Origin of the sequence: Nonomuraea polychroma, from assembly GCF_004011505.1 — a bacterium.
GTDB classification, from domain to species: Bacteria; Actinomycetota; Actinomycetes; order Streptosporangiales; family Streptosporangiaceae; genus Nonomuraea; species Nonomuraea polychroma.
Genome location: NZ_SAUN01000001.1, coordinates 8,001,671 through 8,025,360 on the forward strand (window position 1 = coordinate 8,001,671; position 23,690 = coordinate 8,025,360).

At 70.6% G+C, this 23,690-nt stretch carries 19 protein-coding genes; 14 read left to right on the top strand and 5 right to left on the bottom strand.

Annotated elements, in window-relative coordinates:
• Positions 1 to 72 precede the first annotated feature (72 nt).
• On the top strand, positions 73 to 870 hold the full coding sequence (locus tag EDD27_RS36430) for an SDR family NAD(P)-dependent oxidoreductase (RefSeq protein ID WP_127936434.1): 798 nt from the start codon (positions 73 to 75) through the stop codon (positions 868 to 870).
• 57 nt (positions 871 to 927) lie between these two features.
• A complete protein-coding gene (locus tag EDD27_RS36435) occupies positions 928 to 1,611 on the top strand; it encodes a DUF998 domain-containing protein (protein ID WP_127936435.1) in 684 nt (227 codons plus the stop codon).
• A 5-nt stretch (positions 1,612 to 1,616) separates the two neighbouring features.
• Here EDD27_RS36435 and EDD27_RS36440 read toward each other — a convergent pair whose 3' ends face one another.
• Positions 1,617 to 2,201: a TetR/AcrR family transcriptional regulator gene (locus EDD27_RS36440; RefSeq protein WP_127936436.1), complete on the bottom strand. Its 585-nt coding sequence runs from the start codon at positions 2,199 to 2,201 to the stop codon at positions 1,617 to 1,619.
• A 108-nt stretch (positions 2,202 to 2,309) separates the two neighbouring features.
• Between EDD27_RS36440 and EDD27_RS36445 the strand changes: the two genes are divergently transcribed.
• Positions 2,310 to 3,476 (top strand): MFS transporter, encoded by a 1,167-nt coding sequence (locus EDD27_RS36445; RefSeq protein WP_127936437.1) that lies wholly within the window; start codon positions 2,310 to 2,312, stop codon positions 3,474 to 3,476.
• On the opposite strand, the gene pdxR is transcribed toward EDD27_RS36445, so the two are convergent.
• The gene (pdxR, locus tag EDD27_RS36450) at positions 3,418 to 4,881 is read right to left on the bottom strand and encodes a MocR-like pyridoxine biosynthesis transcription factor PdxR (RefSeq protein ID WP_127936438.1); all 1,464 of its coding nucleotides are present in this window, start codon (positions 4,879 to 4,881) and stop codon (positions 3,418 to 3,420) included. The two genes, EDD27_RS36445 and pdxR, sit on opposite strands and share 59 nt — an antisense overlap.
• Before the next feature lie 68 nt (positions 4,882 to 4,949).
• Here pdxR and EDD27_RS36455 point away from each other — a divergent pair, with 68 nt between their 5' ends.
• The 3 genes from EDD27_RS36455 (at position 4,950) to EDD27_RS36465 (ending at position 8,756) form a co-directional block, all read left to right on the top strand.
• The gene (locus tag EDD27_RS36455; RefSeq protein WP_127936439.1) at positions 4,950 to 5,876 is read left to right on the top strand and encodes a DMT family transporter; all 927 of its coding nucleotides are present in this window, start codon (positions 4,950 to 4,952) and stop codon (positions 5,874 to 5,876) included.
• 356 nt (positions 5,877 to 6,232) lie between these two features.
• The gene (locus EDD27_RS36460) at positions 6,233 to 7,030 is read left to right on the top strand and encodes an AAA family ATPase (RefSeq protein ID WP_206641808.1); all 798 of its coding nucleotides are present in this window, start codon (positions 6,233 to 6,235) and stop codon (positions 7,028 to 7,030) included.
• A gap of 73 nt (positions 7,031 to 7,103) precedes the next feature.
• Complete coding sequence (locus EDD27_RS36465; RefSeq protein ID WP_127936440.1) at positions 7,104 to 8,756, top strand: fumarate hydratase; 1,653 nt, start codon at positions 7,104 to 7,106, stop codon at positions 8,754 to 8,756.
• Between the two features lie 150 nt (positions 8,757 to 8,906).
• Here the strand turns inward: EDD27_RS36465 and EDD27_RS36470 are convergent, their stop codons facing one another.
• Positions 8,907 to 9,101, bottom strand: coding sequence for a DUF5999 family protein (locus EDD27_RS36470; protein ID WP_127936441.1), 195 nt, complete (start codon positions 9,099 to 9,101; stop codon positions 8,907 to 8,909).
• Between the two features lie 657 nt (positions 9,102 to 9,758).
• Between EDD27_RS36470 and EDD27_RS36475 the strand changes: the two genes are divergently transcribed.
• Genes EDD27_RS36475 through EDD27_RS36485 form a run of 3 tightly spaced genes read left to right on the top strand, consistent with a single transcriptional unit; the run spans position 9,759 to position 14,218 of the window.
• Positions 9,759 to 10,868, top strand: a complete 1,110-nt coding sequence (locus EDD27_RS36475) for a serine/threonine-protein kinase (protein WP_127936442.1) — start codon at positions 9,759 to 9,761, stop codon at positions 10,866 to 10,868.
• A 35-nt stretch (positions 10,869 to 10,903) separates the two neighbouring features.
• Positions 10,904 to 12,772 carry a serine/threonine-protein kinase gene (locus tag EDD27_RS36480; RefSeq protein WP_127936443.1) on the top strand — a complete coding sequence of 623 codons (1,869 nt, stop codon included), beginning with the start codon at positions 10,904 to 10,906 and terminating at the stop codon, positions 12,770 to 12,772.
• Positions 12,773 to 12,832: 60 nt separating this feature from the next.
• Positions 12,833 to 14,218, top strand: coding sequence for a class II fumarate hydratase (locus EDD27_RS36485; RefSeq protein WP_127936444.1), 1,386 nt, complete (start codon positions 12,833 to 12,835; stop codon positions 14,216 to 14,218).
• Positions 14,219 to 14,228: 10 nt separating this feature from the next.
• Here the strand turns inward: EDD27_RS36485 and trpD are convergent, their stop codons facing one another.
• Positions 14,229 to 15,296, bottom strand: coding sequence for an anthranilate phosphoribosyltransferase (gene trpD, locus EDD27_RS36490; protein WP_164903950.1), 1,068 nt, complete (start codon positions 15,294 to 15,296; stop codon positions 14,229 to 14,231).
• A 240-nt stretch (positions 15,297 to 15,536) separates the two neighbouring features.
• Here trpD and EDD27_RS36495 point away from each other — a divergent pair, with 240 nt between their 5' ends.
• The 5 genes from EDD27_RS36495 to EDD27_RS36515 are packed head-to-tail and all read left to right on the top strand — an operon-like array spanning position 15,537 to position 21,643.
• Positions 15,537 to 16,289, top strand: coding sequence for a 3-hydroxybutyrate dehydrogenase (locus tag EDD27_RS36495; protein ID WP_127936446.1), 753 nt, complete (start codon positions 15,537 to 15,539; stop codon positions 16,287 to 16,289).
• Positions 16,289 to 18,202, top strand: coding sequence for a helix-turn-helix domain-containing protein (locus tag EDD27_RS36500; RefSeq protein ID WP_241564446.1), 1,914 nt, complete (start codon positions 16,289 to 16,291; stop codon positions 18,200 to 18,202). Before EDD27_RS36495 ends, EDD27_RS36500 begins: the two co-directional genes overlap by 1 nt.
• 31 nt (positions 18,203 to 18,233) lie before the next feature.
• Entirely contained in the window at positions 18,234 to 19,508 is a 1,275-nt protein-coding gene (locus EDD27_RS36505; protein WP_127936447.1) for an MFS transporter, read from the top strand.
• Entirely contained in the window at positions 19,505 to 20,500 is a 996-nt protein-coding gene (locus tag EDD27_RS36510) for an alpha/beta fold hydrolase (RefSeq protein ID WP_127936448.1), read from the top strand. The genes EDD27_RS36505 and EDD27_RS36510 overlap by 4 nt, the downstream gene beginning before the upstream one ends.
• Positions 20,501 to 21,643, top strand: a complete 1,143-nt coding sequence (locus EDD27_RS36515; RefSeq protein WP_127936449.1) for an alpha/beta hydrolase family protein — start codon at positions 20,501 to 20,503, stop codon at positions 21,641 to 21,643.
• Here the strand turns inward: EDD27_RS36515 and EDD27_RS36520 are convergent.
• Positions 21,636 to 23,606, bottom strand: a complete 1,971-nt coding sequence (locus tag EDD27_RS36520) for a glycosyltransferase family 2 protein (RefSeq protein ID WP_164903951.1) — start codon at positions 23,604 to 23,606, stop codon at positions 21,636 to 21,638. The genes EDD27_RS36515 and EDD27_RS36520 overlap by 8 nt on opposite strands.
• Between the last annotated feature and the right edge of the window lie 84 nt (positions 23,607 to 23,690).

The following is a 23,690-nucleotide window of genomic DNA, read 5'->3' on the forward strand; positions in this document are numbered from 1 at the left end:
CGCCTCACTTTACAAGACACCGTGCCTCGTTTATATTCGAGTCACGATGTCTCGTATTATGGGGGTGGAAGCATGAGGACGATCCTGATCACCGGCGCCACCGACGGCCTCGGCAGGGAGCTGGCCCGCAGGCTCGCGACAGCAGGCGAGCTCGTGATCGTGCACGGCCGCGACCCCGAGCGGATACGCCGGGCACGCGAGCGGGCCGGCGGCCGGACCGAGGGCATCCAGGCCGACCTCGCCGAGCTGCGCCAGGTCGAGCGGATGGCCGCGGAGGTGCTGGAGCGGTTCGACCGGCTGGACGTGCTGGTCAACAACGCCGGGGTCGGCGGCGGCAAGCCGTTCTCCGGTCGGCAGCTGAGCGCCGACGGCATCGAGTTGCGCTTCGCGGTCAACTACCTGGCCGGATACCACCTGACGCGGCGGCTGGTCCCGCTGCTGACGGCCTCGGCGCCGGCCCGCGTGGTGAACGTGGCCTCCGCGGGCCAGCAGGCCATCGACTTCGCCGACCCGATGCTGACCCAGGGGTACGGCCGTCAGCGCGCCTACAGCCAGAGCAAGCTGGCGCAGATCATGTTCACCTTCGATCTGGCCGAGGAACTGGCGGGCAGCGGCGTGACGGTCAACGCCCTCCACCCCGCGACGTTCATGAACACCTCGATGGTCCGCGAGGCCCTGGTCCCGCCGATCAGCAGCGTCGGCCAGGGCGCCGAGGCCACGCTGCGGCTGGTGAACGAGCTCGACGGCGTCACCGGGCGCTACTTCGACCAGCAGCGGGAGAGCCGGGCCGACGCGCAGGCGTACGATCTCGAGGCCAGGAAGCGGCTGCGCGAGCTGAGCGAGGACCTCATCCGGCGCGCACTCTCATGAAATTTTTGGAATCTCCGCGCACACTCATCCCGTTGATCCAGACAAAGGGAGGTGTGCGTGCATCAACCGGCGCGATGGGGACTTGGTGCGGCAGGCGCGGGCGTCACGGTGATCCTGGGCCTGGAGCTGACGAGCCTCGACGAGATGAACCCGATCAGGCGGACCATCAGCGAGCACGGCCTCGGCCCTGACGGCTGGATCTTCGGGCTCGCGGTGGGCCTGCTGGCCGCCGGGTCGGTGGCCATCGGCGTGTCATTGGCACGCAAGAAGATCGCCGGGATCTTCGGCACCGTGGCGCTCATGGGGTGGAGCGTGGGGTTGTTCCTCACGGCCTGGTTCGAGAAGCATGACTGGTCGGTCGGGCCGAGCACGAGTGGCAGCATCCACCGCGTGGGCAGCATCATCGCGTTCGTATGCCTGCCGCTGGCGGTCACGATCATCGCCCGGCCATGGCGGCACCGGGAACGATCGAGAGCCACGCTCGTGGCGTTCGGGCTCGGGATCTGCTCGGTGTTGTGGGTCCTGTTCATCGGCGCGATGATCCTGATCGCCGCGGAGACCGGGATGCCGTGGTGGCGTGTCATGCCGCTCGGGCTGGTGGAGCGGGGCCTCGCGGTCACGGAGGTCGCCGCGCTGCTCGCCCTGGGGGTGTGGGCCGCGGCCAAGCAACTGAGCGGCGAAGGAGCGGCCGCCGAGAAAGCCGACGACGTCATCACGGCGCCGGACGTAGCCAGACAATGACGTTGTCACATCGGCGGGCGCAGGAGGGCGATGAGGTCGTCCACGTAGCCTCGGAAGACGGCCGCCATGTCCACCCGGTCAGGGTCGATCAGCCACTGCGTCTGCAGGCCGTCCATCATGGCGATCAGCCGGTCGGCGTGCGCCTCGGCGTCGAGGTCCGCACGGAACTCTCCGCGCTCGACGCCGCGCCGCAGCGCCGCCGCCATGTCCGCGCGCAACCGCCGGTAGCGCCGCCTGGCCCACTCGTGCCCAGGGTGGTCCGGCGTCACGGCCTCGCCACTGATCACGGAGAACAGCTGCACCAGCCCGGGCATCCGGGCGTTGTGCTCCACCACGCCGACCAGGGCCCGCAACGCGTCGATCCCGCCGGCCGAGGTCATGTCGAACTTGCTCGCGTCCAGCTCGTCCCGGTAGTCCAGCACCGCGACGAGCAGGCGCTCCTTGCTCTTGAAGTGGTGCAGCAGCCCGGCCTGGGAGAGCTCCACCCGCTCGGCGATGCGGGCCAGCGACGCCCCACGGTAGCCGTTCTCGGCGAACTCCAGGAGAGCGGCGGCCAGGATGCGGTCCCTTCGCGCCTCTCCCCGATTCACCCCGGCACCCTATCTCGTGATCTTGTGATCTCGTGCTGGCGCTGCGGCCAGGCCTGCCGCTAACCTGACCCCGGCTCACGTTTGATCTCCCCCAATCAGGAGGCCGCCGTGCCGTCCCCGCGTGATCGCCAGGCCCGCCTCGCCACGTACGCCGTCTACGCCGTACAAGGCCTGTCCTTCGCCTCGTTGCTCATCCAGGTCGCCAACCTGCAGGCCAAACACGGGCTCGACGAGGGCACGCTGACGGTGCTGCTGCTGATCGTGCCCGTGTTCGCGGGCGTCGGCAGTGTGGCGGCCGGCGCGTTCGCCGCCCGGCTGGGCAGCAAGCTGCTGCTGCGCATCGCCCAGCCTGTGGTCGCCGCGGCCGTGGTGCTGGCGGGGCTCGCTCCCAGCGTGCCGCTGCTGGTGCCGGTGCTGCTGGTGTTCGGGGTGGCGGTCGGCGCGGTGGACGCGGGCATGAACATGCAGGGCGTCGCGGTCGAGCGCAGGTACGGCATGCAGGTGCTGAACGGCTTCCACTGCGTGTGGAGCGTGTTCAGCCTGGCCGGAGCCCTGTGGGCGTCGGTCGCCGCCGGGCTGCCGCTGCCGGTCGTCATGGGGATCCCCATGGTCTTCGCCGTGGCCGGCTCCCTCTACGCCGGGCCGAACCTGTGCACGATCGACGAGGAGAAGGTCGAGAGCACCTCCGTCCAGGCCGACGGCCGGTTCCCGTGGCGCCCGATCCTCCCGCTGTGCCTGGCCATGGCCTTCCTGTACATCGGCGACGCCGCCGTCTCCAACTTCAACACCCTGTTCATGAAGGACGTCCTGGCTGCGGGACCGGCGGTGATCCCGCTCGCCTACGCGGCGTACCAGGCCACCACGCTGGCCGTCCGGCTCGGCGGCGACGTCGCGGCCAGGCGATACGGCGCCGCCGCCATCGTCAGGATCGGCGGCGTGATCGCCACGCTCGGTTTCCTCGGCGTCGTGCTGGCCCCGAACCAGCCGCTCGCCATCATCGCGTTCGGCCTCACCGGAATGGGGCTCGCGGTGGTGGCGCCGCAGTCGTTCTCGGCGGCGGGCAAGCTCGACCCCGCCGGGACCGGGGTGGCCATCGCCAGGGTGAACCTCTTCAACTACGTCGGCTTCATCGTGGGCGCGGCTCTCGTGGGCGGCATCGCGGACGCCACGGACATGCGGGTGGCGTTCGTCGCGCCGCTGGTGCTGGCCGCCGCGATCATCGCACTGGCCCCCGGGTTCCAGCCGAAGCAGGCCGCGGAGCCGTACAAGGCCTGAGGGGCATGCCTGCGCTTTGTCCTGACAGTCTGCTCTTTATCCCCCGAACGGCCTCGGCGGCCTTGTGCGCCGGCAGTCGCGCGAAACCCACCACCACGGCCGGCGGCCCCGGCGCCTCCCGCATGGGTCCCACCGGCTCGGCGGACACGCCGATGGCCTGCGCGATCCGCGCCACCTCATGCTCGTCCCAGCCGCCCGGCAGCTCCAGGTACGCGTGCAGGCCCGCCTCGATGCCCTTGACCTGCACCTCGGGCAACTCCGCCGCCAGCGCCGCGACCAGGGCGTCCCGGCGGCGCCGATACTCTCTGCGCATCCGCCTCAGGTGCTTGTCATAGCCGCCGGTACGCAGGAAATGGGCCAACGCGTACTGGTCGATGACCGGCGAGCCCAGGTCCTGCTCGCCCCGCGCCCGCCGGATCGCCCCGGCCAGTTCGGCAGGCGCCGCCACCCAGCCCATGCGCAGCCCCGGAGCGAGAGCCTTGCTGACGCTGCCGGAGAGGATCACCCGGTCCGGGGCGAGGCCCTGCAGGCAGCCGACCGGGTCGCGGTCGAACCGGAACTCGGCGTCGTAGTCGTCCTCCAGGATCACGCGGTTGCCCGCGGCCGCCCACTCCATCAGGGCGGCGCGGCGGGACGGGGACAGGACCACGCCGGTCGGGTACTGGTGCGCCGGTGTGACGAGGACCGCGTCCCCGCTCAGCCGCCGGACGTCCAGGCCCTCCTCGTCCACGGGCACCCGCACCAGGTGCGCGCCCGCCCGCCTGAGCAGCGGGACCTGGCGGTGACTGGTGGGGTCCTCGACGGCCAGGCGCGGCGCGCGGTGCTGGGACAACACGTGCAGCACCAGACTGAGCCCCTGGGCCACGCCACCGACGATGACGACGTTCTCCGGCCGCACGTCGGCCGCCCTGACCCTCCTGAGATACCCGGCCAGTTCCTCGCGCAGCTCCGGCACGCCGCCCGGGTCCCCGTAGTCGAGGGCGTCGGACGGCACGGTGGCCAGGACGTGCCGTACCGCCGCCAGCCAGCGCTCCCTGGGGAAGTGGCCCAGGTCGGGCGAGGTGGGGCGGTGTCCGTAGTAGGGGCTGGCCGTGGAGCGGCCCACCGGCTCGGCTCGCAGGGGCACGGCCAGGGGCGGCCTGCGGGTGGTCACCGGGGAGTTCTTGGGGGTGACCTGGGTGCCGACGCCCACCCTGGAGACCAGGAACCCCTCGGCGACGAGCTGCTCGTACGCCTCCACCACCACGCCCCTGGAGACCTGGAGGTCGGTGGCGAGGTCGCGGGTGGCGGGCAGGCGGGTGCCCGGGGCCAGCCGGCCGCCGCGGATGGAGTCGCGCAACTCGGACGCGATCTGCCCAGCTATGCCCCCCTTATCGCGATTTATATGGATATGGAGGTCAGCCATATTGGTCCCGTCTTCCGGCCGGACATTGGACTGTTTGCGCGAACCATTGTCTCCTTAGCATCCTTCACATGAGAAACGGCATACTGGGCGCCGCCTCGGCCATGTTCCTGGTGGGGACGCTGGCCGGGGTGTCAGGGCTCGTCGGCGCATACCCCATATACGGCGGGCAAGCCGTCCGGTATCTCGTCGCGGCCGTCATCCTTGTCCTCATAACCCGAGTTCTCGGCCTTCGGTTCGTACGGCTGACGCTGCGCGAGCTCCTCTGCCTCGGCGGGCTCACCCTGCTCGGCCTGGTGCTCTTCAACGTGTGCGTGATCGAGTCGACGCGCGCCTCGGGCCCGGCCCTGGTCGGGACCGTCCTCGGCACCGTGCCGCTGTGGCTGGCGCTGGCGGGCGGGCGCCCCGCGCCCCGGCTGCTGATCGGGGCGAGCGTGGTGGTGGCCGGGGCGACGCTGGCCACGGGGCTCGGCAGCGGGAACCTGACCAGCCTGCTGTGGGCGCTGGGCGCGCTGGTGGGCGAGGTGAGCTTCTCCGTGCTGGCCATCCCGCTGCTGCCGAAGCTGGGGGCGATCAGGCTGTCGGCGTACTCGACGGCGCTGTCGGTGCCCATGCTGGTGGCGGTCGGGCTGCTCAGCGAGGGCGCCGCGATGTTCAGGACGCCCACGGCAGCGGAGGCGCTCGGATTCGCCTACCTGGCCGTGGTCATCACGGTGCTGGCCTTCTTCCTCTGGTACACCGCGCTTCCCAAGCTCGGTCCCGGATTGGCCGGACTGTTCGCGGGGCTCATCCCGGTGGGTGCGATCGTCACGGGGGTGGTGCTGGGGATCGCCACGCCATCCGCGTACGACCTGCTCGGAGCCGGCCTGGTGATCGCGGGCATCGTCGTGGGCCTCACCGCCGGCCAGGATCGAAGGGATGCCGGGGCCGCCAACACGATTACGGCCGTGCCGGCCGAACGCCACCGGGATCATGCTCCGGCAGCCGATGCCCCATAGCCGGTGTCGCCGGGCAGACTGACCAGCGGGCATGCCCTCACCCGCGCCACCGGCGGTTTCATGTTCACCGCCACGGAAAGCACGGAAGCCGACGCACTCCACGAGTTCGGGGCGGCTCTGGCGCGCCACCGCGGCCAGCCCACCCCCTTCCGTTTCACCAGCTGGAACGAAGCGGTCACTGAGCTGATGCGCCTGGCGGATCAGGGCCGGCCGGTCACCGCGGTGATCGATGAGTTCCCTTTCTCGCCGAGGCATCCCCCTCGCTCCCGTCCGTCATCCAGCGCGCTCTGGACCCCACCGCACAGCACACCAACACCCCGGTACGGCTCCTGCTGTGCGGCTCCGCCGTGTCCTTCATGAGCCGTTTGCTCTCCGGCAGCGCACCATTGCGCGGACGCGCCGGACTCGAACTGCTCGTACCCACGCTGGACTTCCGGCTCGCCGCGGAATTCTGGGAGCTCAGCGACCCGCGCACCGCCCTGCTCACCCACGCGATCGTCGGCGGCACCCCTGCCTACCGCCAGGAGTTCACCCACGGCGACGTCCCTGCCGACCCCCACGACTTCGACGCCTGGGTGGCGCGTGCCGTACTCAATCCCGCGCGCCCGCTCTTCCGCGAGGGCCGCTACCTCCTGGCTGAGGAGCCTGAACTCCACGACACCGCCCTGTATCACTCGGTGCTCGCCGCGATTGCCCACGGCAACGGCGCCCGTGGCGGGATCGCGGACTATCTGGGCCGTAAGTCGACCGACCTTGCCCACCCGCTCGGCGTTCTGCAGGACGTCGGCATGATCACACACGAGACCGACGCCTTCCGCCGCAACCGCTCCCGATACCGCATCGCCGAACCACTGGTGACCTTCTACCACTCCGTCATGCGCCCCTACTGGGGCGACCTGGAACGCCCTGGCCGCGCCCCGGCGGTCTGGCACCGCGTCCAGAGCACCTTCCGCAGCAAAGTCCTCGGCCCTCACTTCGAACAGGTCTGCCGTGACTGGACACGCTGGCACGCGGCCTTCGAGACCCTTGGAGGCCACCCGGGCCGCGTCGCCTCCGGCACGGTGAGCGATCCGACCGCCCGTAGGAGCCATGAAGTCGGCGTCGCTGTTCACGGAACGGGCGTCGACCCCTGGCGGCTCTACAACGGCGCATGACGCCACCGCACAAGGGCCCAGCACGAATGCGGCGACGGGGCGCGTAATCTCTAGGCAACGCGAAAGGATGGACATGGGCGAGTTCGACTACACCGACCTGCTGCCGCTGGGAGCCGATGAGACCGAGTATCGGCTGATCACAACGGAGGGGGTGCGGAAGGTCGAGGCGGCTGGGCGTACGTTCCTCGAGGTCGAGCCGGAGGCGTTGCGGCTGCTCACCGAGACGGCCGTCCATGACATCTCCCACTACCTCCGGGCGTCCCACCTCGCCCAGCTCAGGAAGATCGTCGATGACCCCGAGTCCAGCGGCAACGACCGTTTCGTGGCGCTCGACCTGCTGAAGAACGCCTCCATCTCGGCTGGCGGCGTGTTGCCGATGTGCCAGGACACCGGCACGGCGATCGTCATGGGCAAGCGCGGCCGCCACGTGCTGACCGACGGGCGCGACGCCGAGCACATCACCCACGGCGTGTACGACGCCTACACGCGGCTCAACCTGCGCTACTCGCAGATGGCTCCCCTCACCATGTGGGAGGAGAAGAACACCGGCAACAACCTCCCGGCCCAGATCGAGCTCTACGCCGAGGACCCGCACGGCCATCCGGACGAGTACAAGTTGTTGTTCATGGCCAAGGGCGGCGGCTCGGCCAACAAGTCGTTCCTGTACCAGGAGACCAAGGCCGTCCTCAACGAGAAGCGCATGATGGCCTTCCTGGAGGAGAAGATCCGCTCGCTGGGCACCGCGGCCTGCCCGCCGTATCACCTGGCGGTCGTCGTGGGCGGCACCTCCGCCGAGTACGCGCTCAAGACCGCCAAGTACGCCAGCGCCCGCTACCTCGACTCGATCCCCACCGAGGGGTCGCCGTCCGGGCACGGCTTCCGTGACCTGGAGATGGAGGCGAAGGTCTTCGAGCTGACGCAGAAGCTGGGCATCGGGGCGCAGTTCGGCGGGAAATACTTCTGCCACGACGTCCGCGTCATCCGCCTGCCCCGGCACGGGGCGTCCTGCCCGGTGGCCATCGCCGTGTCGTGTTCGGCCGACCGCCAGGCGCTGGCGAAGATCACGCCGGAGGGCGTGTTCCTGGAGCAGTTGGAGACCGATCCGGCGCGCTTCCTGCCGGAGACGACCGACGAGCACCTGTCCGACGATGTCGTGCATATTGACCTCAACCGGCCGATGCCGGAGATCCTCGCCGAGTTGACCAAATATCCGGTCAAGACCCGGCTGTCCCTCACCGGCCCTCTCGTGGTCGCCCGCGACATCGCCCACGCGAAGATCGCCGAACTGCTGGACAACGGCGGCGAGATGCCGCAATACCTGAAGGACCACGCCGTCTACTACGCGGGGCCGGCCAAGACGCCGGAAGGCTACGCGTCCGGCTCGTTCGGACCCACGACGGCCGGCCGGATGGACTCGTACGTCGAGCGCTTCCAGGCGGCGGGCGGCTCGATGGTGATGCTGGCGAAGGGCAACAGGTCCAAGCAGGTGACGGAGGCCTGCCAGAAGTACGGCGGTTTCTACCTGGGCTCCATCGGCGGTCCGGCGGCCAGGCTGGCCCAGGACTGCATCAAGAAGGTGGAGGTGCTCGAATATCCCGAGCTGGGCATGGAAGCGGTCTGGAAGATCGAGGTGGTGGACTTCCCGGCGTTCATCGTCGTCGACGACAAGGGCGAGGACTTCTTCACCGATCGCACAGGGCCCGTCATGACGATCGGACGTCGCTGAGCGGAGGCCGACGCCGCGGGGTGCCGGGTGGTCACATCGCTCGGCACCGGCGTCAGGTGAGCTAGAGGCCTCTGAGCGGGGAGTCGGGTGAGCTGGGGATTGGGGCGAGCTAGGGGTCGCTGAGCTGGGGGGTCGGGTGAGCCAGGGCGGTCAGGCGGCCAGTTGCAGCGGCGCCCGGTGCGGCGCGACGACGGTGCCGTCGGGCAGCAGCAGACCAGTGTCCTCGAACAGCACGACACCGTTGCACAGCAGGCTCCAGCCCTGGTCGGGGTGGGCCGAGATCACATGCGACGCCTCACGGTCGGGCGCGTCGGCACTGGGGCACGGGGGGTAATGACTGCACATCGCGCACCTCTCATATTGCGCTGCGGATTCCGGGTCTTCAAAAGGGGAGCTTGCGCCCCGACGGCGTGCGAAGGTCCAGCGCGGCTCCGCTCGGCTTCCTCGGCCGGCGGCGAACCTGTGTCTGGCGCATCTTCATCACGTCCCTCAACGGTCTGCGGTTAGTGTTGTCGAACTCCGGTTTCACCCCCCAGTGTGACGTTCGGCACTGACACTTTCGGCCGTCTCTGGGAGATCGCCTTCTCTCTTGGCTTAACCATGCCCCCGCCCCCTTACGACACCCTTACAACTCACTGACGAACGGCTCCCGAGTTCCTGTCCGCCGGCCTTCCCCGTACATGAAAGTCCCCTGGTAGGCATCATGCATCTTTCTGCGCCCGGCGTGTGTGCCTCCCGACACACCCTCGGTGAGCTGGGACGATGCGGAGGCGGCCGGCCGCTGTCACGACGACGGTCCCTGACGGCCGTCCTGAGAGGCGATCCGAGCGCGGTCTCGTCGCCGAGCGAGTTCACGATCACGATGGCGCCGGGGGATGAACACCGCACTGTCGGCCGCCAGGTTTGCTGACGGGGCGAGTCAGGCCAGTTGACTTAAGTTCGCAACAATTTATCGGCCGCGCCTCTACTGGTCGGTTTACACAAATAGGTAAGCTGCCAGGCATGCGTGCGCCCTCCGGTTACCTACTCGCGGCGCGCTATCGGCTCATGGAGCCTGTCGGGCGCGGTGGCATGGGCACCGTTTGGCGGGCACACGACGAGCTGCTCAACCGCCACGTGGCGGTCAAGGAGGTGCGGCTGCCCACCGTGCTCGACGAGGAGCTGCGTGCCGAGCTGTGCGCTCGCACCGAGCGCGAGGGCCGCGCGACCGCGATGGTCGCGCACCCCTCGGTGATCACCGTCTTCGACGTGGTCACCGAGGACGACCGGCCGTGGATCGTGATGGAGTTGCTCAGGGCCAAGTCGCTGGAGCAGCTCATCCAGGAGGAGGGCGCGCTCGAGCCGCGCAGGGTCGCCGAGATCGGCAGGCAGATCCTCGGCGCGTTGCGGGCCGTGCACGCCAAGGGGATCCTGCACCGCGACGTCAAGCCGAGCAACGTGCTGGTGACCGAGGACCGGGCGGTGCTCACCGACTTCGGTCTGGCCGCACTCGAAGGTGACGTTTCCATCACCCAGGCGGGGATCGTCCTCGGGTCCGCGGGATACATCGCACCGGAGCGGGTGCTCGGCTCGAAGGCCAGCCCGGCAGGCGATCTGTGGTCGCTCGGGGCGACCCTCTACACCGCCGTCGAGGGCAGGGGCCTGCACGGCCGGCGTACGGCCGCCGCCGCGCTCGCGGCGCTCACCAGCGGTGAGCCCATCCCGATGTCCAAGGCGGGCCCGCTCGCCCCCGTGCTCGACGCGCTGCTCAGGATCGACCCGCAGACCAGGCTCGACTCCGTACGCGCCTCGCTCATGCTGGCCAGGGTGGCCGCGGGCGGCTCGGCCGAGGAGCCGCTGACGCCGCGCAATCCGGCACGTTCCGGACCAGGGATCACATCGCCGTCTTTCACCCGCAGGCCCGCGCACCGCGGGCTGCACCGGGCCGACGTCCTTACGGCGGCGCCGTCCGTTCCCGTACCGCGGCAAGAACGCAAACCCGGCGAGGGCGTGCACAGGAAGCGTGTTGAACCGCGGCCCACACCGTCCGCTTATGCCCGTTTCAAAGCGACGGTGATAAAGTTGTGCCTTCCTCGGCGGTTCTGGCCAAGAGAACTTCGCAAGCGAGGGTAAAGCACTTCCCAAGCGAGAATCGATATCTTCTTCTCATGCCGGAACAGCAGACACGCCTGCTCGCGGAGCGCTACGAGCTCATCGCCCCGCTCGGTCGGGGAACCATGGGCACCGTGTGGCGCGCCCGCGACCGCGCGCTCGGGCGCGAGGTGGCGGTCAAGGAAATCCGCCAGGACCCGGGACTCACCGAGGAACAGCGGACCGAGCTGCGCGAACGTATGGTCCGCGAAGGCCGCATCGCCTCGCGGATCAACCACCCGTCCGTCGCCTCCATCCACGACGTGCTGATCCACGACAACAGCCCGTGGATCATCATGGAGCTCATCGAGGCCCGCTCGCTGGAGCAGGTCATCGAGGAGGAGGGACCGCTGCCGCCGCGGCTGGTGGCCGAGATCGGCGTCGATCTGCTCGGCGCGCTGCGGGCGGCGCACGCCCAGGGCATCACGCACCGCGACGTCAAGCCGGGCAACGTGCTCATCACCGAGAACGGCCGCGTGGTGCTGACCGACTTCGGGATCGCCAAGGCCGAGGGTGACTCACGGCTGACGAAGACGGGCATGGTGATCGGCTCGCCCGGCTACACGGCCCCGGAACGTGCCAGGGGTGAGTACACCGGGCCGGAGTCGGACATCTGGTCGCTCGGCGCGACGCTCTACTTCGCGGTGGAGGGACGGCCTGCGTACGAGCGGTCCACGATCGCGGAGACGCTGGCGGCGCTGCTCACCGAGAGCGCTGACCCGCCCACGCAGGCCGGGCAGCTACGACCCGTGCTCAACGGGCTGCTGAACAAGGACTACCGGCAGCGGCTCAACGCCGCCAAGGCGGAGACCCTGCTGCGCATGGTCGCCGACACCCCGACGAGCGAGATGCCGGTGTTGACGGCCGAGGCTCTCATGGCGCAGGAGGCACCCTTGCCCGATCCGTTCGCCGCTTCGAAGCCCCCCGCCGGCTCGGGAGCCCCGGGCGCGCAGGGTGGCCCCGGAGCTCAAGGACCCGGCGGCCCAGGCGCCGCCGGTCGTGGACACGGCCCGGTCGGCCCCGGCGTGCACGGCCCCGCCGGCATGCAGGGCCCCGCCGGTCCGGGCGGGCCGGGTGCAGGCGCCCCCGGCCACGGCCCCGCAGGACGGGGAGGTCCAGGCGGGCCGGGCGCGGGCGGGCCAGGGGTGCCGCACACCGGCGGCCCCGGTGCGGGCGGCCCGGGACCGCAGCCTGTGTCCGGGCCTCAGGGGCCCGGAGGCGGGCGAGGGCCGGCGTCGGGACCCCAGGGGCCTCAGGGGCCGATGCGCGGCCCGAACGTGCCTACCGCGCCGCAGAGCACCGGCTATCCGCAGGGCCGGCAACCGGCCCCGCAGGGTCCCGGCTCGCAGACGGGCGGGCCGCGAGCCGGCGGGCCGGGGATGCGGACCGGCGGGCCGGGAGCCCAGGGCAGCGGGCCTGGTGCTCAGGCCGGCGGGCCCGGGAGTGGTGGGCCTCAGGCGGCGTCCTCCGAGGCGGAGTTCGATCCCGAGCGGACGGTCAACATCGCGCGCCCCAAGGGGCCCACGGCGCCACAGCAGGGGCGGCCGCCGCAGCAGCCAGGCGACGAGGGCGCCATCTCCACCATGCGTATCCAGACACCGCCGAGCGGCTCACCTGGCCAGCAGGTGTACCCGCCCGCGCCTTCGGCGGGCCGGCCGCAGCCCGCGCCACAGCCGCACGGGATGCCCCAGCCGCCGATGCCGCAGCAGGCGGGGCAGCAGGGACCGCATCAGAGCAAGGGCCTAGGGACGGACCTGTTCGCCATCGCCGGGCAGCCGGAGCAGAAGCCCTCGGGCAACCGCAGCGGCATGCTGGTGCTCATGGCGGTGGCCGCCGCGGCCGCCGTGGTGATCGCCGTGCTCATCGTGGCGCTCTTCTCCAGCTGAGCACAGCTGACCACCGGCGTCCTCCGCAGGTGTCGAGGGCCGTGGGTAAGACTGGGAGTCATGAGCGAGTTCAGGATCGAGCATGACTCGATGGGCGAGGTTCGCGTGCCCGCGGGCGCCAAGTGGCGCGCGCAGACCCAGCGGGCGGTGGAGAACTTCCCCATCTCGGGACGGCCCTTGGAGCCGTCCCACATAGCGGCGCTGGGCCTGATCAAGGCGGTCGCCGCCGAGGTCAACGGCGAGCTGGGCGTGATCGACAAGGACATGGCGGAGTCGATCGCGCAGGCGGCCGCCGACGTGGCCGACAACGAGCACGACGACCAGTTCCCCATCGACGTGTTCCAGACCGGCTCGGGCACCTCGTCGAACATGAACGTCAACGAGGTCATCGCCACGCTGGCCGAAGAGCGTCTGGGACGCCCGGTCCACCCCAACGACCACGTCAACGCCTCGCAGTCGTCCAACGACGTGTTCCCCACCTCCATTCACGTGGCCGCCGCCACCGAAGTCATCTACCACCTGGTGCCGTCGCTGCAGCATCTGGCGACCGCGCTGCGCGCGAAGGCGATGGAGTTCGACGAGGTCGTCAAGTCAGGACGCACGCACCTGATGGACGCCACGCCGGTCACGCTCGGCCAGGAGTTCGGCGGCTACGCCGCGCAGATCGAGCACGGCGTCAACCGGGTCAAAGGCGCGCTGGCCCACGTGGTGGAGCTGCCACTCGGCGGCACCGCCGTGGGCACCGGCATCAACACGCCGCCCGGCTTCGCCGAGAAGGCCGTCGCCAAGCTCAGCGAGGCGACCGGCATCAAGTTCGTCGAGGCGCCCGACCACTTCGAGGCCCAGAGCGCGCAGGACTCCATCGTCGAGTTGTCGGGGCAGCTCAAGGTGGTCGCGGTCTCCCTCACCAAGATCGCCAACGACCTCCGCTGGATGGGCTCCGGGCCGCGAGCCGGACTGGGCGAGATCAACCTGCCCGACCTGCAGCCCGGCTCCTCGATCATGCCCGGCAAGGTCAACCCGGTGATCCCTGAGGCCACGGCCATGGTGGCGGCCCAGGTGATCGGCAATGACGCGGCGATCACCTTCGCCGGCGCGTCCGGCAACTTCGAGCTGAACGTGCAGCTGCCGATCATCGCCCGCAACATCCTGGAGTCGATCAGGTTGCTGGCCAACGTCTCACGCCTGCTCGCCGATCGCTGCGTCGCCGGCATCACGGCGAACACGCAACGCCTGCGCGAGTACGCCGAGTCGTCCCCGTCGATCGTCACGCCGCTCAACAAGTACGTCGGCTACGAGGAGGCCGCCAGGATCGCCAAGCAGGCGCTCGCCGAGCGCAAGACCATCCGGGAGGTCGTCATCGAGCGCGGCCACGTGGCCGACGGCACCCTGACCGAGGACCAGCTCGACGCCGCGCTCGATGTCTTGTCCATGACCAGACATTAAGGATCAGGCCCTAATGATCAGATGCTGGCGCGAGCGCCCGCGTGGCGTGCCCCCAGCGGGTGAGCAGGGACAGGGCGGCGCCGGAGTCGACGGCGTCGGCGGCACGTTTGTAGGCCCCGGCCATGGCGGTCATGAGCTCGTCCGCCGGCGGCGTGCCCTCGGCGGCCACGACGGCGGCGGCCGCGTTCAGCAGGACCACGTCGCGCACCGGTCCCCGCTCGCCCATAAGGACGGCCCGCGCCACGGCGGCGTTGTGCTTGGCGTCGTCGCCGCGCAGGTCGTCGGGGCGGGCGCGGGGGATCGACAGCTCGGCGGCGTCGAACGCGGTACGCGTCACCGTGCCGCGGCGTACCACCCAGATCGTCGAGGGGCCGCAGGTGGTCAGCTCGTCGAGCCCGTCGTCGCCGCGGAAGACGAGCGAGGAGCCGCCGCGCTGGGCCAGGACGCCCGCGATGACGGGAGCCATCTCCGGGTGGTAGACACCGACCGCCTGCGCCGCGGGCAGGGCGGGGTTGGTGAGCGGGGCCAGGAAGTTGAAGACGGTGGGGATGCCCAGCTCGCGGCGTGGCCCCGCGGTGCGCCGCATGGCCGGGTTGAACGCGGGCGCGAAGCAGAACGTGATGCCGATCTCGTCGGCGACCTGGACCACCGCGGCGGGCGGCAGGTCGATGACCACGCCCAGTTCCTCGAGCAGGTCGGCGGCGCCTGTCTTGGACGAGGCCGCCCGGCCGCCGTGCTTGGCCACCCTCACGCCAGTGGCGGCGGCCACGATGGCGGCCATGGTGGAGATGTTGACGGTGTTGGCCCGGTCGCCGCCGGTGCCGACGAGGTCCACGGGATCGCCGGGGATGCGGATCGCGGCCGATCTGGACAGCAGGCCGTCGGCCAGCCCGGACACCTCCTCCACGCTCTCGCCCTTGGCACGCAGGGCGACGGCGAAGGCGGCGATCTGGGCGTTCGTGGCGTCCCCCGACACGATCTGCTCCATGGCCCAGGCGGCCTGGCGGGCGGTGAGCGACACGCCGTCGAGGAGCAAGGCGAACAGGTCGGGCCAAGTGATGGTGGTGGTGCCGGTCACGGTGAGCGCCCCTTTCTTCAGAGCTCGACGGGGGCGCGTGTGCAGATGCCGACGGCCGCCTCGTCGAGGCGGCCGTATGCGTATGCGCTAGGAGGTCCGCCTAGGAGGCGGGCCACCACTGCAGCGAATACGCGATCATGTGTCCAAAGATAGCAGACCCGTTGATCCACATAGCGCGGCACTGATCTATGTCGTCGGCACCCATGCGTCCCGGCGCGGCGAGCGCCTAGGGTGCGGAGTATGGCGAAGGAGCTGACTGGGCGGACCGCGCTGGTGACGGGGGCGGGGAGCGGCATCGGGGCGGCCTGCGCCCGCCGGCTGGCCGCGGAGGGGGCCAGGGTGCTGGTCCTTGACCTGCGGGCCGAGCCCGCCGAGAAGGTGGCCGCCGAGCTGGGCGGCACGGCCGTGGTGGCCGATCTGAGCGACCCGGGGTTCGTGGCGGCGCTGCCGGACGAGCCCATCGATATCGTGGTGAACAACGCCGGGTTCCAGCACGTCGCGCCGATCGAGGAGTTCCCGCCCGAGGTGTTCGCCACGATGCTGCGTGTCATGGTGGAGGCGCCGTTCCTGATCGCGCGGCGGGTGTTGCCCGGCATGTACGCGGGCGGGTGGGGAAGGTTCGTGAACATCTCGTCGGTGCACGGGTTGCGGGCCTCTCCGTACAAGTCGGCGTACACGACGGCCAAACACGCTCTGGAAGGGTTTTCCAAGGTCGTGGCGCTCGAAGGGGCGCCCCATGGCGTGACCTCGACCTGCGTGTGCCCCGCGTACGTGCGCACCGGCCTGGTGGAGGCGCAGATCGCCGACCAGGCCACGGTGCACGGCATCGAGCCCGACGAGGTCGTCGAGACCATCATGTTGCAGCCCGCCGCGATCAAGCGGCTGATCGAGCCGGAGGAGGTGGCCGAGCTGGTCGCCTACCTGTGCGGGCCGAGCGGCGCGTTCATCACCGGCGTGTCGCTGCCTGTGGACGGTGGCTGGACGGCGAGGTAGTGAGCAAACAATTTCTCGAGCTTCTGGCCAGGGAGGCGTCGGCGGTCGAGTTCGAAGGGCCGATCATCGAGGCCAGGGCGCGGGGTGCGGACCCGGCCGAGATCGAGGAGCTGGAGCAGGCCAAGGTCGCCGCGCTGAAGGTGCGTGACCTGCTCAAGCGGCGGGCCAGGCGCGAGGCCGAGTTGTCGGCCCTGTACGACACGGCCGGCGACCTGGCGGCGCTGCGTGACCTGGACGCCGTGCTGGAGGCCATCGTGCACCGGGCCAGGCAGTTGCTGGCCACCGACATCGCGTACATGACGCTGCACGACCCGGAGCGGGGCGACACGTACATGCGGGTCACCGACGGGTCGATCTCGGCGAAGTTCCGAGCGTTGCGGCTGGCCATGGGGGCGGGTCTGGGCGGGCTGGTGGCGCAGACGGCGGTGCCGTACTCGACGGCCGACTATTTCGCCGACGCCCGGTTCCGCCACAAGGACGACATCGACGAGGCCGTCAAGGAGGAGGGCCTGGTCGCGATCCTCGGCGTGCCGCTGCGGCTGGGCAAGCGGGTGATCGGCGTGCTGATGGCGGCCAACCGCAGCGCGCGGCCGTTCCACCAGGAGGAGGTGTCGCTGCTGGCCAGCCTGGCCGCGCACGCCGCCGTCGCGATCGACAACGCCAGGCTGCTGCAGGAGACCAGGAACGCGCTGGAGGAGTTGTCCCAGGCCCACAGGACGGCCAGGGAGCACGGCGAGGCGGTGGAGCGGGCGGCGCTCGCCCACGATCGGATGACCTCGCTCGTGCTGCGCGGCGGCGGGATCGAGGACGTGGCAGCCGTGGTGACCGACGTGCTCGGCGGGTCACTGGCGGTGCTGGACGACCTCGGCCGGGCGATCACCGGGGACGTCGGGGAGCTCGACTCCGGGGTGTTCGAGGCGGCGCAGGCGTCACGGGCGCTGGGCCGCACCGTACGCAGGGGCGATCTGCTGATCGCGTCGGTGGACGTCGGCGGGGAGCCGTTGTGCACGCTCATCCTGCGCAGCGACGACGCCGACGAGCGCATCCTGGAGCGGGCGGCGCTGGTGTGCGCGCTGCTGCTGCTGTTCAGGAGAAGCGTGGCCGAGGCCGAGGGGCGGGTCAGGGGCGAGTTGCTGGACGACCTGATCGCGCGGCCGGACTCCCCTGGCCTCGCCGACCGGGCACGCAGGCTCGGGGTCGATCTGGGGGCGCCCCATGTCGTGGTGGTGGTCAAGCACGGCGGGCAGCGCGAGCGCGCGGCGTTCTGGGCGTCGTCGCAGGCGACCCTGCGGCACGGGCTGGCCGCGGGGCGCGGGGACGAGGTGGTGCTGCTGGTCCCCGGCGACAAGGCGGGCGCCGTCGCACAACGGGTGGCGGGCGAGCTGAGCGCGTCGTTGCACAGCCCGGCCACGGCAGGCGCGTGCGGCGTGCGCGGCGGCCCAGAGAGCGCGCGCGGCGGCCCGGCGGGCGTCCGCGGTGGCCCGGGCGACGTGGCCGCGGCCTACCTGGAGGCGCGGCGGTGCGCCGAGGCGCTCATCGCATTGGGCCGGGCCGGCGACGGGGCGAGCGCGGCCGAGCTGGGCTTCGTCGGCCTGCTCGTGGGCGACGGCCGCGACGTACACGGCTTCGTGGACCGGGTGCTCGGCGCGGTGATCGACTACGACACGCGCCGGGGTACCGCGCTGGCCGACACGCTGAGCGCGTACTTCGGTACCGGCGGCTCGCCCTCCCGTACGGCCGAGGCCATGCACATCCACGTCAACACCGTCACGCAGCGGCTCGACCGGATCGGCAAGTTGCTCGGCGACGGCTGGCTGGAGCCGGAGCGGGCGCTGGAGATCCAGCTGGCGCTTCGTCTGCACCGGCTCGGCCACACATCCACCCCACAGACTGTGGGCCCGGACTCCATATGAGTGATGCCGGTCACTCTTTAGCGTGACCGGCATGGCCACTTCCATCAAGAAGATCGTCGCCGCGAGCCTGATCGGCACCACCATCGAGTGGTACGACTTCTTCCTGTACGGCTCGGCAGCCGCTCTCGTGTTCAACACCCTCTTCTTCCCCGACTCCGACCCGCTGACCGGCACGCTGCTGTCGTTCCTCACCTACGCGGTCGGATTCGTCGCCCGCCCGCTCGGCGGCCTGGTCTTCGGTCACTTCGGCGACCGGGTGGGCCGCAAGACGCTGCTGGTCGTCAGCCTGCTGATGATGGGCGTCGCGACGTTCCTCATCGGCTGCCTGCCGACGTACGAGACGCTCGGCCCGTCGGCGGCGCTGCTGCTGACGGCGCTCAGGCTGGTGCAGGGCTTCGCGCTCGGCGGCGAGTGGGGCGGCGCGGTGCTCATCGTCTCCGAGCACGGCGACAACGCACGGCGCGGCTTCTGGGCCTCCTGGCCGCAGGCCGGCGCCCCGGGCGGGAACCTCCTGGCCACGGGCGTGCTGGCAGCGCTGGCCGCCTGGCAGCCGGACGAGGCGTTCCTGTCGTGGGGCTGGCGGGTGCCCTTCCTGCTGTCGGGCGTGCTGGTGCTGATCGGCCTGTGGATCCGCCTGTCGATCAGCGAGTCGCCGGTCTTTCAGCAGGCCCCGCCCGAGCCGCGGGCGCCGATCGTCGGCGTGCTGCGCGACCACTGGAAGGACGTGCTCACCGCCATCGGCGCGCGCATGGCCGAGAACATCTCCTTCTACCTGCTGACCGTCTTCGTCATCACCTACGCCAAGTCCAACAACATCCCGAACTCGACCGTCCTCAACGCGGTACTGATCGCCTCGGCCATCCACTTCGTCACGATCCCGATGTGGGGCGCGCTGTCCGACCGTGTCGGCCGCCGCCCGATCTACCTGGCCGGCGCCGCCGGCATCGGGGTGTGGATCTTCGCGTTCTTCCCGCTCGTCGACACGGGCAACTTCCTGGCGATCACCCTCGCCGTCACCGTCGGCCTGCTGTTCCACGGCATGATGTACGGCCCGCAGGCGGCGTTCTTCTCCGAGTTGTTCGGCACCAGGATGCGCTACACCGGCGTGTCGATCGGCGCTCAGCTGTCGGCGATCGTGGCCGGCGCGCTGGCCCCGATCATCGCCGTGGCGTTGCTGAGGAGCTACTCGAGCAGCGTGCCCATCTCCATCTACCTTGGTCTGGCTGCGGTGCTCACCCTGGTCGCGGTCTACGCCGCACGCGAGACCCAGGGTCGCGACCTGGCCGAAAGGATCCACGCGCAATGAAGGTCACTACCCCGCGCCTCACCCAGCATGTCCTGACCGGCAGGGACGCCGGCGAGCCGGTGCTGTTCGTGCACGGCAACGTCTCCTCGGCCGCGTTCTGGCGCGACAGCATGGCGGCGCTGCCGGAGGGCTACCGACCGCTCGCGGTCGACCTCCGGGGCTTCGGCGAGACCGATCCCGAGCCGGTGGACGCCACCCGGGGCCTGCGCGACTACTCCGACGACGTGCTGGAGCTGATCCAGGAACTGGGTCTGGAGGGGGTCCACCTCGTGGGCTGGAGCATGGGCGGCGGCGTCGTCCTGCAGGCCCTGCGCGACCGCCCGGCCGCCGTCAGGAGCGTCACCCTGGTCAACCCCATCTCCCCGTACGGCTTCGGCGGCACGGAAGGCGCCGACGGCCGGCTGACCCACCCCGACGGCGCCGGGTCGGGAGCGGGGGCGGCGAATCCGGACTTCGTCGCGCGGTTGAAGGCGGGCGACATGTCGGATGAATCCCCCACGTCGCCGCGCAACGTCTTCCGCTCGGCGTACGTGAACAACCGCGAGGTCCCCGACGAGGACTTCTACCTGCGCTCGATGCTCACCACCCGGGTGGGCGAGACCCACTACCCGGGCGACGGGGCCACGTCCGCCGCCTGGCCGGGCATCGCCCCGGGCAAACTCGGCGTGCTCAACGCGATCGCCCCCACCCACTTCCGCCTGGACGACCTCCACGAGATCGACCCCAAGCCGCCCATCCTGTGGATCAGGGGGGCCGACGACGTGATCGTCTCTGACACGTCCCTGTTCGACCTGGCGCACCTGGGCGCGCTCGGCGTGGTGCCCGGCTCCCCCGGCACTCCCGCCCAGCCGATGGTGGCCCAGACCCGGGCGGTCCTGGAGCGGTACGGCCCTTACCGCGAGGCCGTGCTCCAGGACTGCGGCCACAGCCCGCACCTGGAGCACCCCGAAGAGTTCCAGCGCCTGCTGGCCGGCCACCTGAGAGAGGCATAGATGATCGTCGCGCTCACCCTGGTCGCGAGCCTGTTAACGGCGCCCCAGCAGCTCACGGTGCCCGGCGCCGAACGATCGGTCGTCGCCACCCTGGACGACCTCACCACGGCCGGCACCGTGAAGACCGGCCACACCGACCCCGCCGACTGGGCCGGGCTGCACTCGGCCGCCACCGTCAACCCGACCGGCGTGTCCGGCACGCAGATCGACGGCTACTTCCCCGACACCTCCACCACCAACGCCACGCACGGCTGGAACCACGACTCCCAGTTCGTGATCAGGCTCCCCGACAACTGGAACGGCGGCCTGGTCGTCAGCGGCACCCCGGGCAACAGGGAGCAGTACGCCAACGACTACACGATCTCCGACTGGGTCCTGTCCAAGGGGTACGCCTTCGCCGCCACCGACAAGGGCAACGTCGGCGTGAACTTCCACAAGGACGGCCGCAACCCTGGCGACGCCATCGCCGAGTGGAACCACCGCGTCACCCAGCTCACCGTGGCCGCCAAGACCGTGGTCAGACAGCGGTACGGCAAGAAGCCCGAGCGCACCTTCGTCGCCGGCATCTCCAACGGCGGCTACCTCGTCAGGTGGCAGCTGGAGAACCGCGGCTGGCTCTACGACGCCGGCGTGGACTGGGAAGGCACGCTCTGGCGGGTCAAGGGCGACAACCTGCTGAACTTCCTGCCGCCCGCGCTGAAGGCGTACCCGGACGAGGCCGGAGTACGGGCGGCCGGGTTCGCGGCAGGCTCGGAGTTCCTGTGGCCGTTCCACCGGCAGTACTACTGGGAGCTCACCCAGCAGCTCTACCAGAAGGAGCTGGACCCGTCCTACCAGGGCACGGCGGCCGACTACGACTACGACGCCCGCAAGCCCTACGCCGCCGTGGCGAAGATCGCGCTGACCGGCCGCATCACCAAGCCGCTGATCACCCTTCACGGCACGCTCGACACGCTGCTGCCGATCTCCCGCGACTCCGACGTCTACGCCCAGATGGTCGGGCCGCACCGGCCGTTCAAGTACTACCGGGTCGAGGGGGGCAACCACCTGGACAGCCTGGTGGACGTCTATCCCGATCGGCTGAAGCCGATGTTGCCGGTCTTCAGGAGCGCCTTCGAGGAGCTGGAGACCTGGGTCAGTTGAGGTAGCGGTGCCCGGCCGCGCGCGCCAGGCGCACGAAGTGCCGCACGACGGGCAGCCGCCGGCCCATCCGGTGCAGCACGGTGTCCCTGCCCCTGAGGGAGCGCTCAGGGTCCACCGGGGTGGCTGGGTGGACCTCGGCCCTGCCCTTGCGTACCTCCAGTGCGAAGCGCAGCCCAACCTCCTCGTCCGGCGAGCGCAGCGACGTCAGCCAGCGGCCGGGGCCCACGTGGTCGGCCGCCGACAGCCGGCTGACCGGCAGCTTGGCCACGAGCTGCCCGGCGAGCTTGCCCGGCACCCCCGCCTCGACCAGCGCGGGCGCGCACACCTCGCGTGCCCTGAGGCCGCTGCTGCGCAGCACCAGCTCCAGCGGCGGGCCGCCGCTCGGCGGCACGTACGGCACCGGCATCACGACGTACGCGTGCCCGTCCGCCTGCTTGACCTCCGCCCCCGGCGACACCAGCGCGATCGACTCGGCGAACGAGCGCGGCTCGACAGCCAGGCCCAGCTCGCCCCGGTCCGTCCAGCACGGCACCACGAGCCGCATCCGGGGGCGCTGCGCCAGCACCCCCAGGCAGTTCAGCGGGCCGTCGGGGTGGCTGACCCGGCTCCTGGCCTGATGGACGCCGCCGAACATGCGGACGTGCACCTCCCAGTGGCCCGCTGCGAGCGGCTCGCCGAGCGCGGCGGTGCTCACGTCGATCCTGGTCTCGCCCTTGATCTGCACGCCCACGCGGCGGCGACCGTCCCCGACCACCTCCACCCGCTGGGCCAGCGGCAGGAAGTGCACGACGCCGGTCTCGGCGTGGCGTACGTAGACCTCGATGCGGGCCCGCTCGACGGCCTCGCTCACGTCGGTGACGCTCCCGCCGAGCAGTTTGGCGTCGATGGCCCGCGGCGGGATCCAGTGCAGGCGCTGGCCGTCCGTACGGTAGCGATCGGGCCGGCCATCGCTGCCCTTGACCTCCACCGTGAGCCCTAGCACCAGGACTTGGGCGTCCCAGCGCACCTCGGTGAGCTCGGCGTGGAGCCCGGTGCGCTTGGAGGCGTTGGCCAGCAACACGACCTGGTCGAGGCGGCCCTCCCTGACGAACGCGGCCACCGCGCGCAGCTGGCAGGGCAGGTATCGGTCGAGCCGCTCGGGAAAGTGCTCGGACATGAGCTCCTGCACGAGGCGGAAGTGCATGCCCCTGTCGATGGAGGAGTCGGCGAACCTGGTCGTCAGCAGCGGGCGGAGGACGGCATAGCGATACCAGTAGCCGTAGATGCGGTCGCGCTGCCGCCCTTCCCCGACATAGGTGTCGACGTCGTTCAGCAGCCCCCTGAGCTCTTTCGCCATCGCCCGCGGGTCCTCTTCGATCCTGGGGCGCTCGCCGAGGTGGCAGCACACGTGCTCGGCGAGCACGGTGATGACCTTGGCGTGCAGGTAGGCCCGCATCACGAACGCCTGCTCGGCCAGCCGCCCGCCGGGCACGCTGAAGCCCAGCTCGTGCTCCTCCAGGAAGGCGCGGCGATAGAGCTGCTGAGGCCCGAGCAGGCAGAGCAGGCGGTCGCGGAGGATGTCGGCCCGAGCGGTACTGCGCGCGAAGGCGATCAGGGGCGAGCCGTGATCGCGCACCAGGCGGCCGATCAGCACGTCCGCGTCGGTCTCCACGGCGCGCTCGTGCATGCGTGCGAGCGCGTCCCGTTCGAGCCGGTCGCGCTGGTCGAGGAAGTAGATGTAGTCGCCGGTCGCGGCGGCCAGGCCGACGTTGCGGCCGTGCATCGGCGAGCCCGTGAACGGCAGGTGGAACGTGCGTACGTTGTCGCGGGCCGTCGCGATGGCGTCGAGCCGCTCCGAGATCCCGTCGGTGGACCCGTCGTCCACGAGGATCACTTCGTAGTCGGCAGCGGGCATCGTCTGCTCCAGCACGGAGCGGAGGCACGCGTCGGCGGTGTCACCCGGATTGTGGACATTGACGATCACACTGACCCTTACACCCATGCGGTCAGCCTCCGCCCGTCTCCACGATGCGGGCGCGGCGGCTTGCCGATTACAGGTGGAAAGTTG

What these genes read in the sequence shown, in the direction of transcription:
- EDD27_RS36495 (WP_127936446.1), top strand. Translation starts at nt 15,537, where the DNA reads ATGGCGAAGGAGCTGACTGGGCGGACCGCGCTGGTGACGGGGGCGGGG.
- pdxR (WP_127936438.1), bottom strand. Translation starts at nt 4,881, where the DNA reads ATGGCTGACCTCCATATCCATATAAATCGCGATAAGGGGGGCATAGCT.
- EDD27_RS36465 (WP_127936440.1), top strand. Translation starts at nt 7,104, where the DNA reads ATGGGCGAGTTCGACTACACCGACCTGCTGCCGCTGGGAGCCGATGAG.
- EDD27_RS36485 (WP_127936444.1), top strand. Translation starts at nt 12,833, where the DNA reads ATGAGCGAGTTCAGGATCGAGCATGACTCGATGGGCGAGGTTCGCGTG.
- EDD27_RS36515 (WP_127936449.1), top strand. Translation starts at nt 20,501, where the DNA reads ATGATCGTCGCGCTCACCCTGGTCGCGAGCCTGTTAACGGCGCCCCAG.
- EDD27_RS36460 (WP_206641808.1), top strand. Translation starts at nt 6,233, where the DNA reads ATGAGCCGTTTGCTCTCCGGCAGCGCACCATTGCGCGGACGCGCCGGA.
- EDD27_RS36455 (WP_127936439.1), top strand. Translation starts at nt 4,950, where the DNA reads ATGAGAAACGGCATACTGGGCGCCGCCTCGGCCATGTTCCTGGTGGGG.
- EDD27_RS36510 (WP_127936448.1), top strand. Translation starts at nt 19,505, where the DNA reads ATGAAGGTCACTACCCCGCGCCTCACCCAGCATGTCCTGACCGGCAGG.
- EDD27_RS36470 (WP_127936441.1), bottom strand. Translation starts at nt 9,101, where the DNA reads ATGTGCAGTCATTACCCCCCGTGCCCCAGTGCCGACGCGCCCGACCGT.
- EDD27_RS36505 (WP_127936447.1), top strand. Translation starts at nt 18,234, where the DNA reads ATGGCCACTTCCATCAAGAAGATCGTCGCCGCGAGCCTGATCGGCACC.
- EDD27_RS36475 (WP_127936442.1), top strand. Translation starts at nt 9,759, where the DNA reads ATGCGTGCGCCCTCCGGTTACCTACTCGCGGCGCGCTATCGGCTCATG.
- EDD27_RS36480 (WP_127936443.1), top strand. Translation starts at nt 10,904, where the DNA reads ATGCCGGAACAGCAGACACGCCTGCTCGCGGAGCGCTACGAGCTCATC.
- EDD27_RS36430 (WP_127936434.1), top strand. Translation starts at nt 73, where the DNA reads ATGAGGACGATCCTGATCACCGGCGCCACCGACGGCCTCGGCAGGGAG.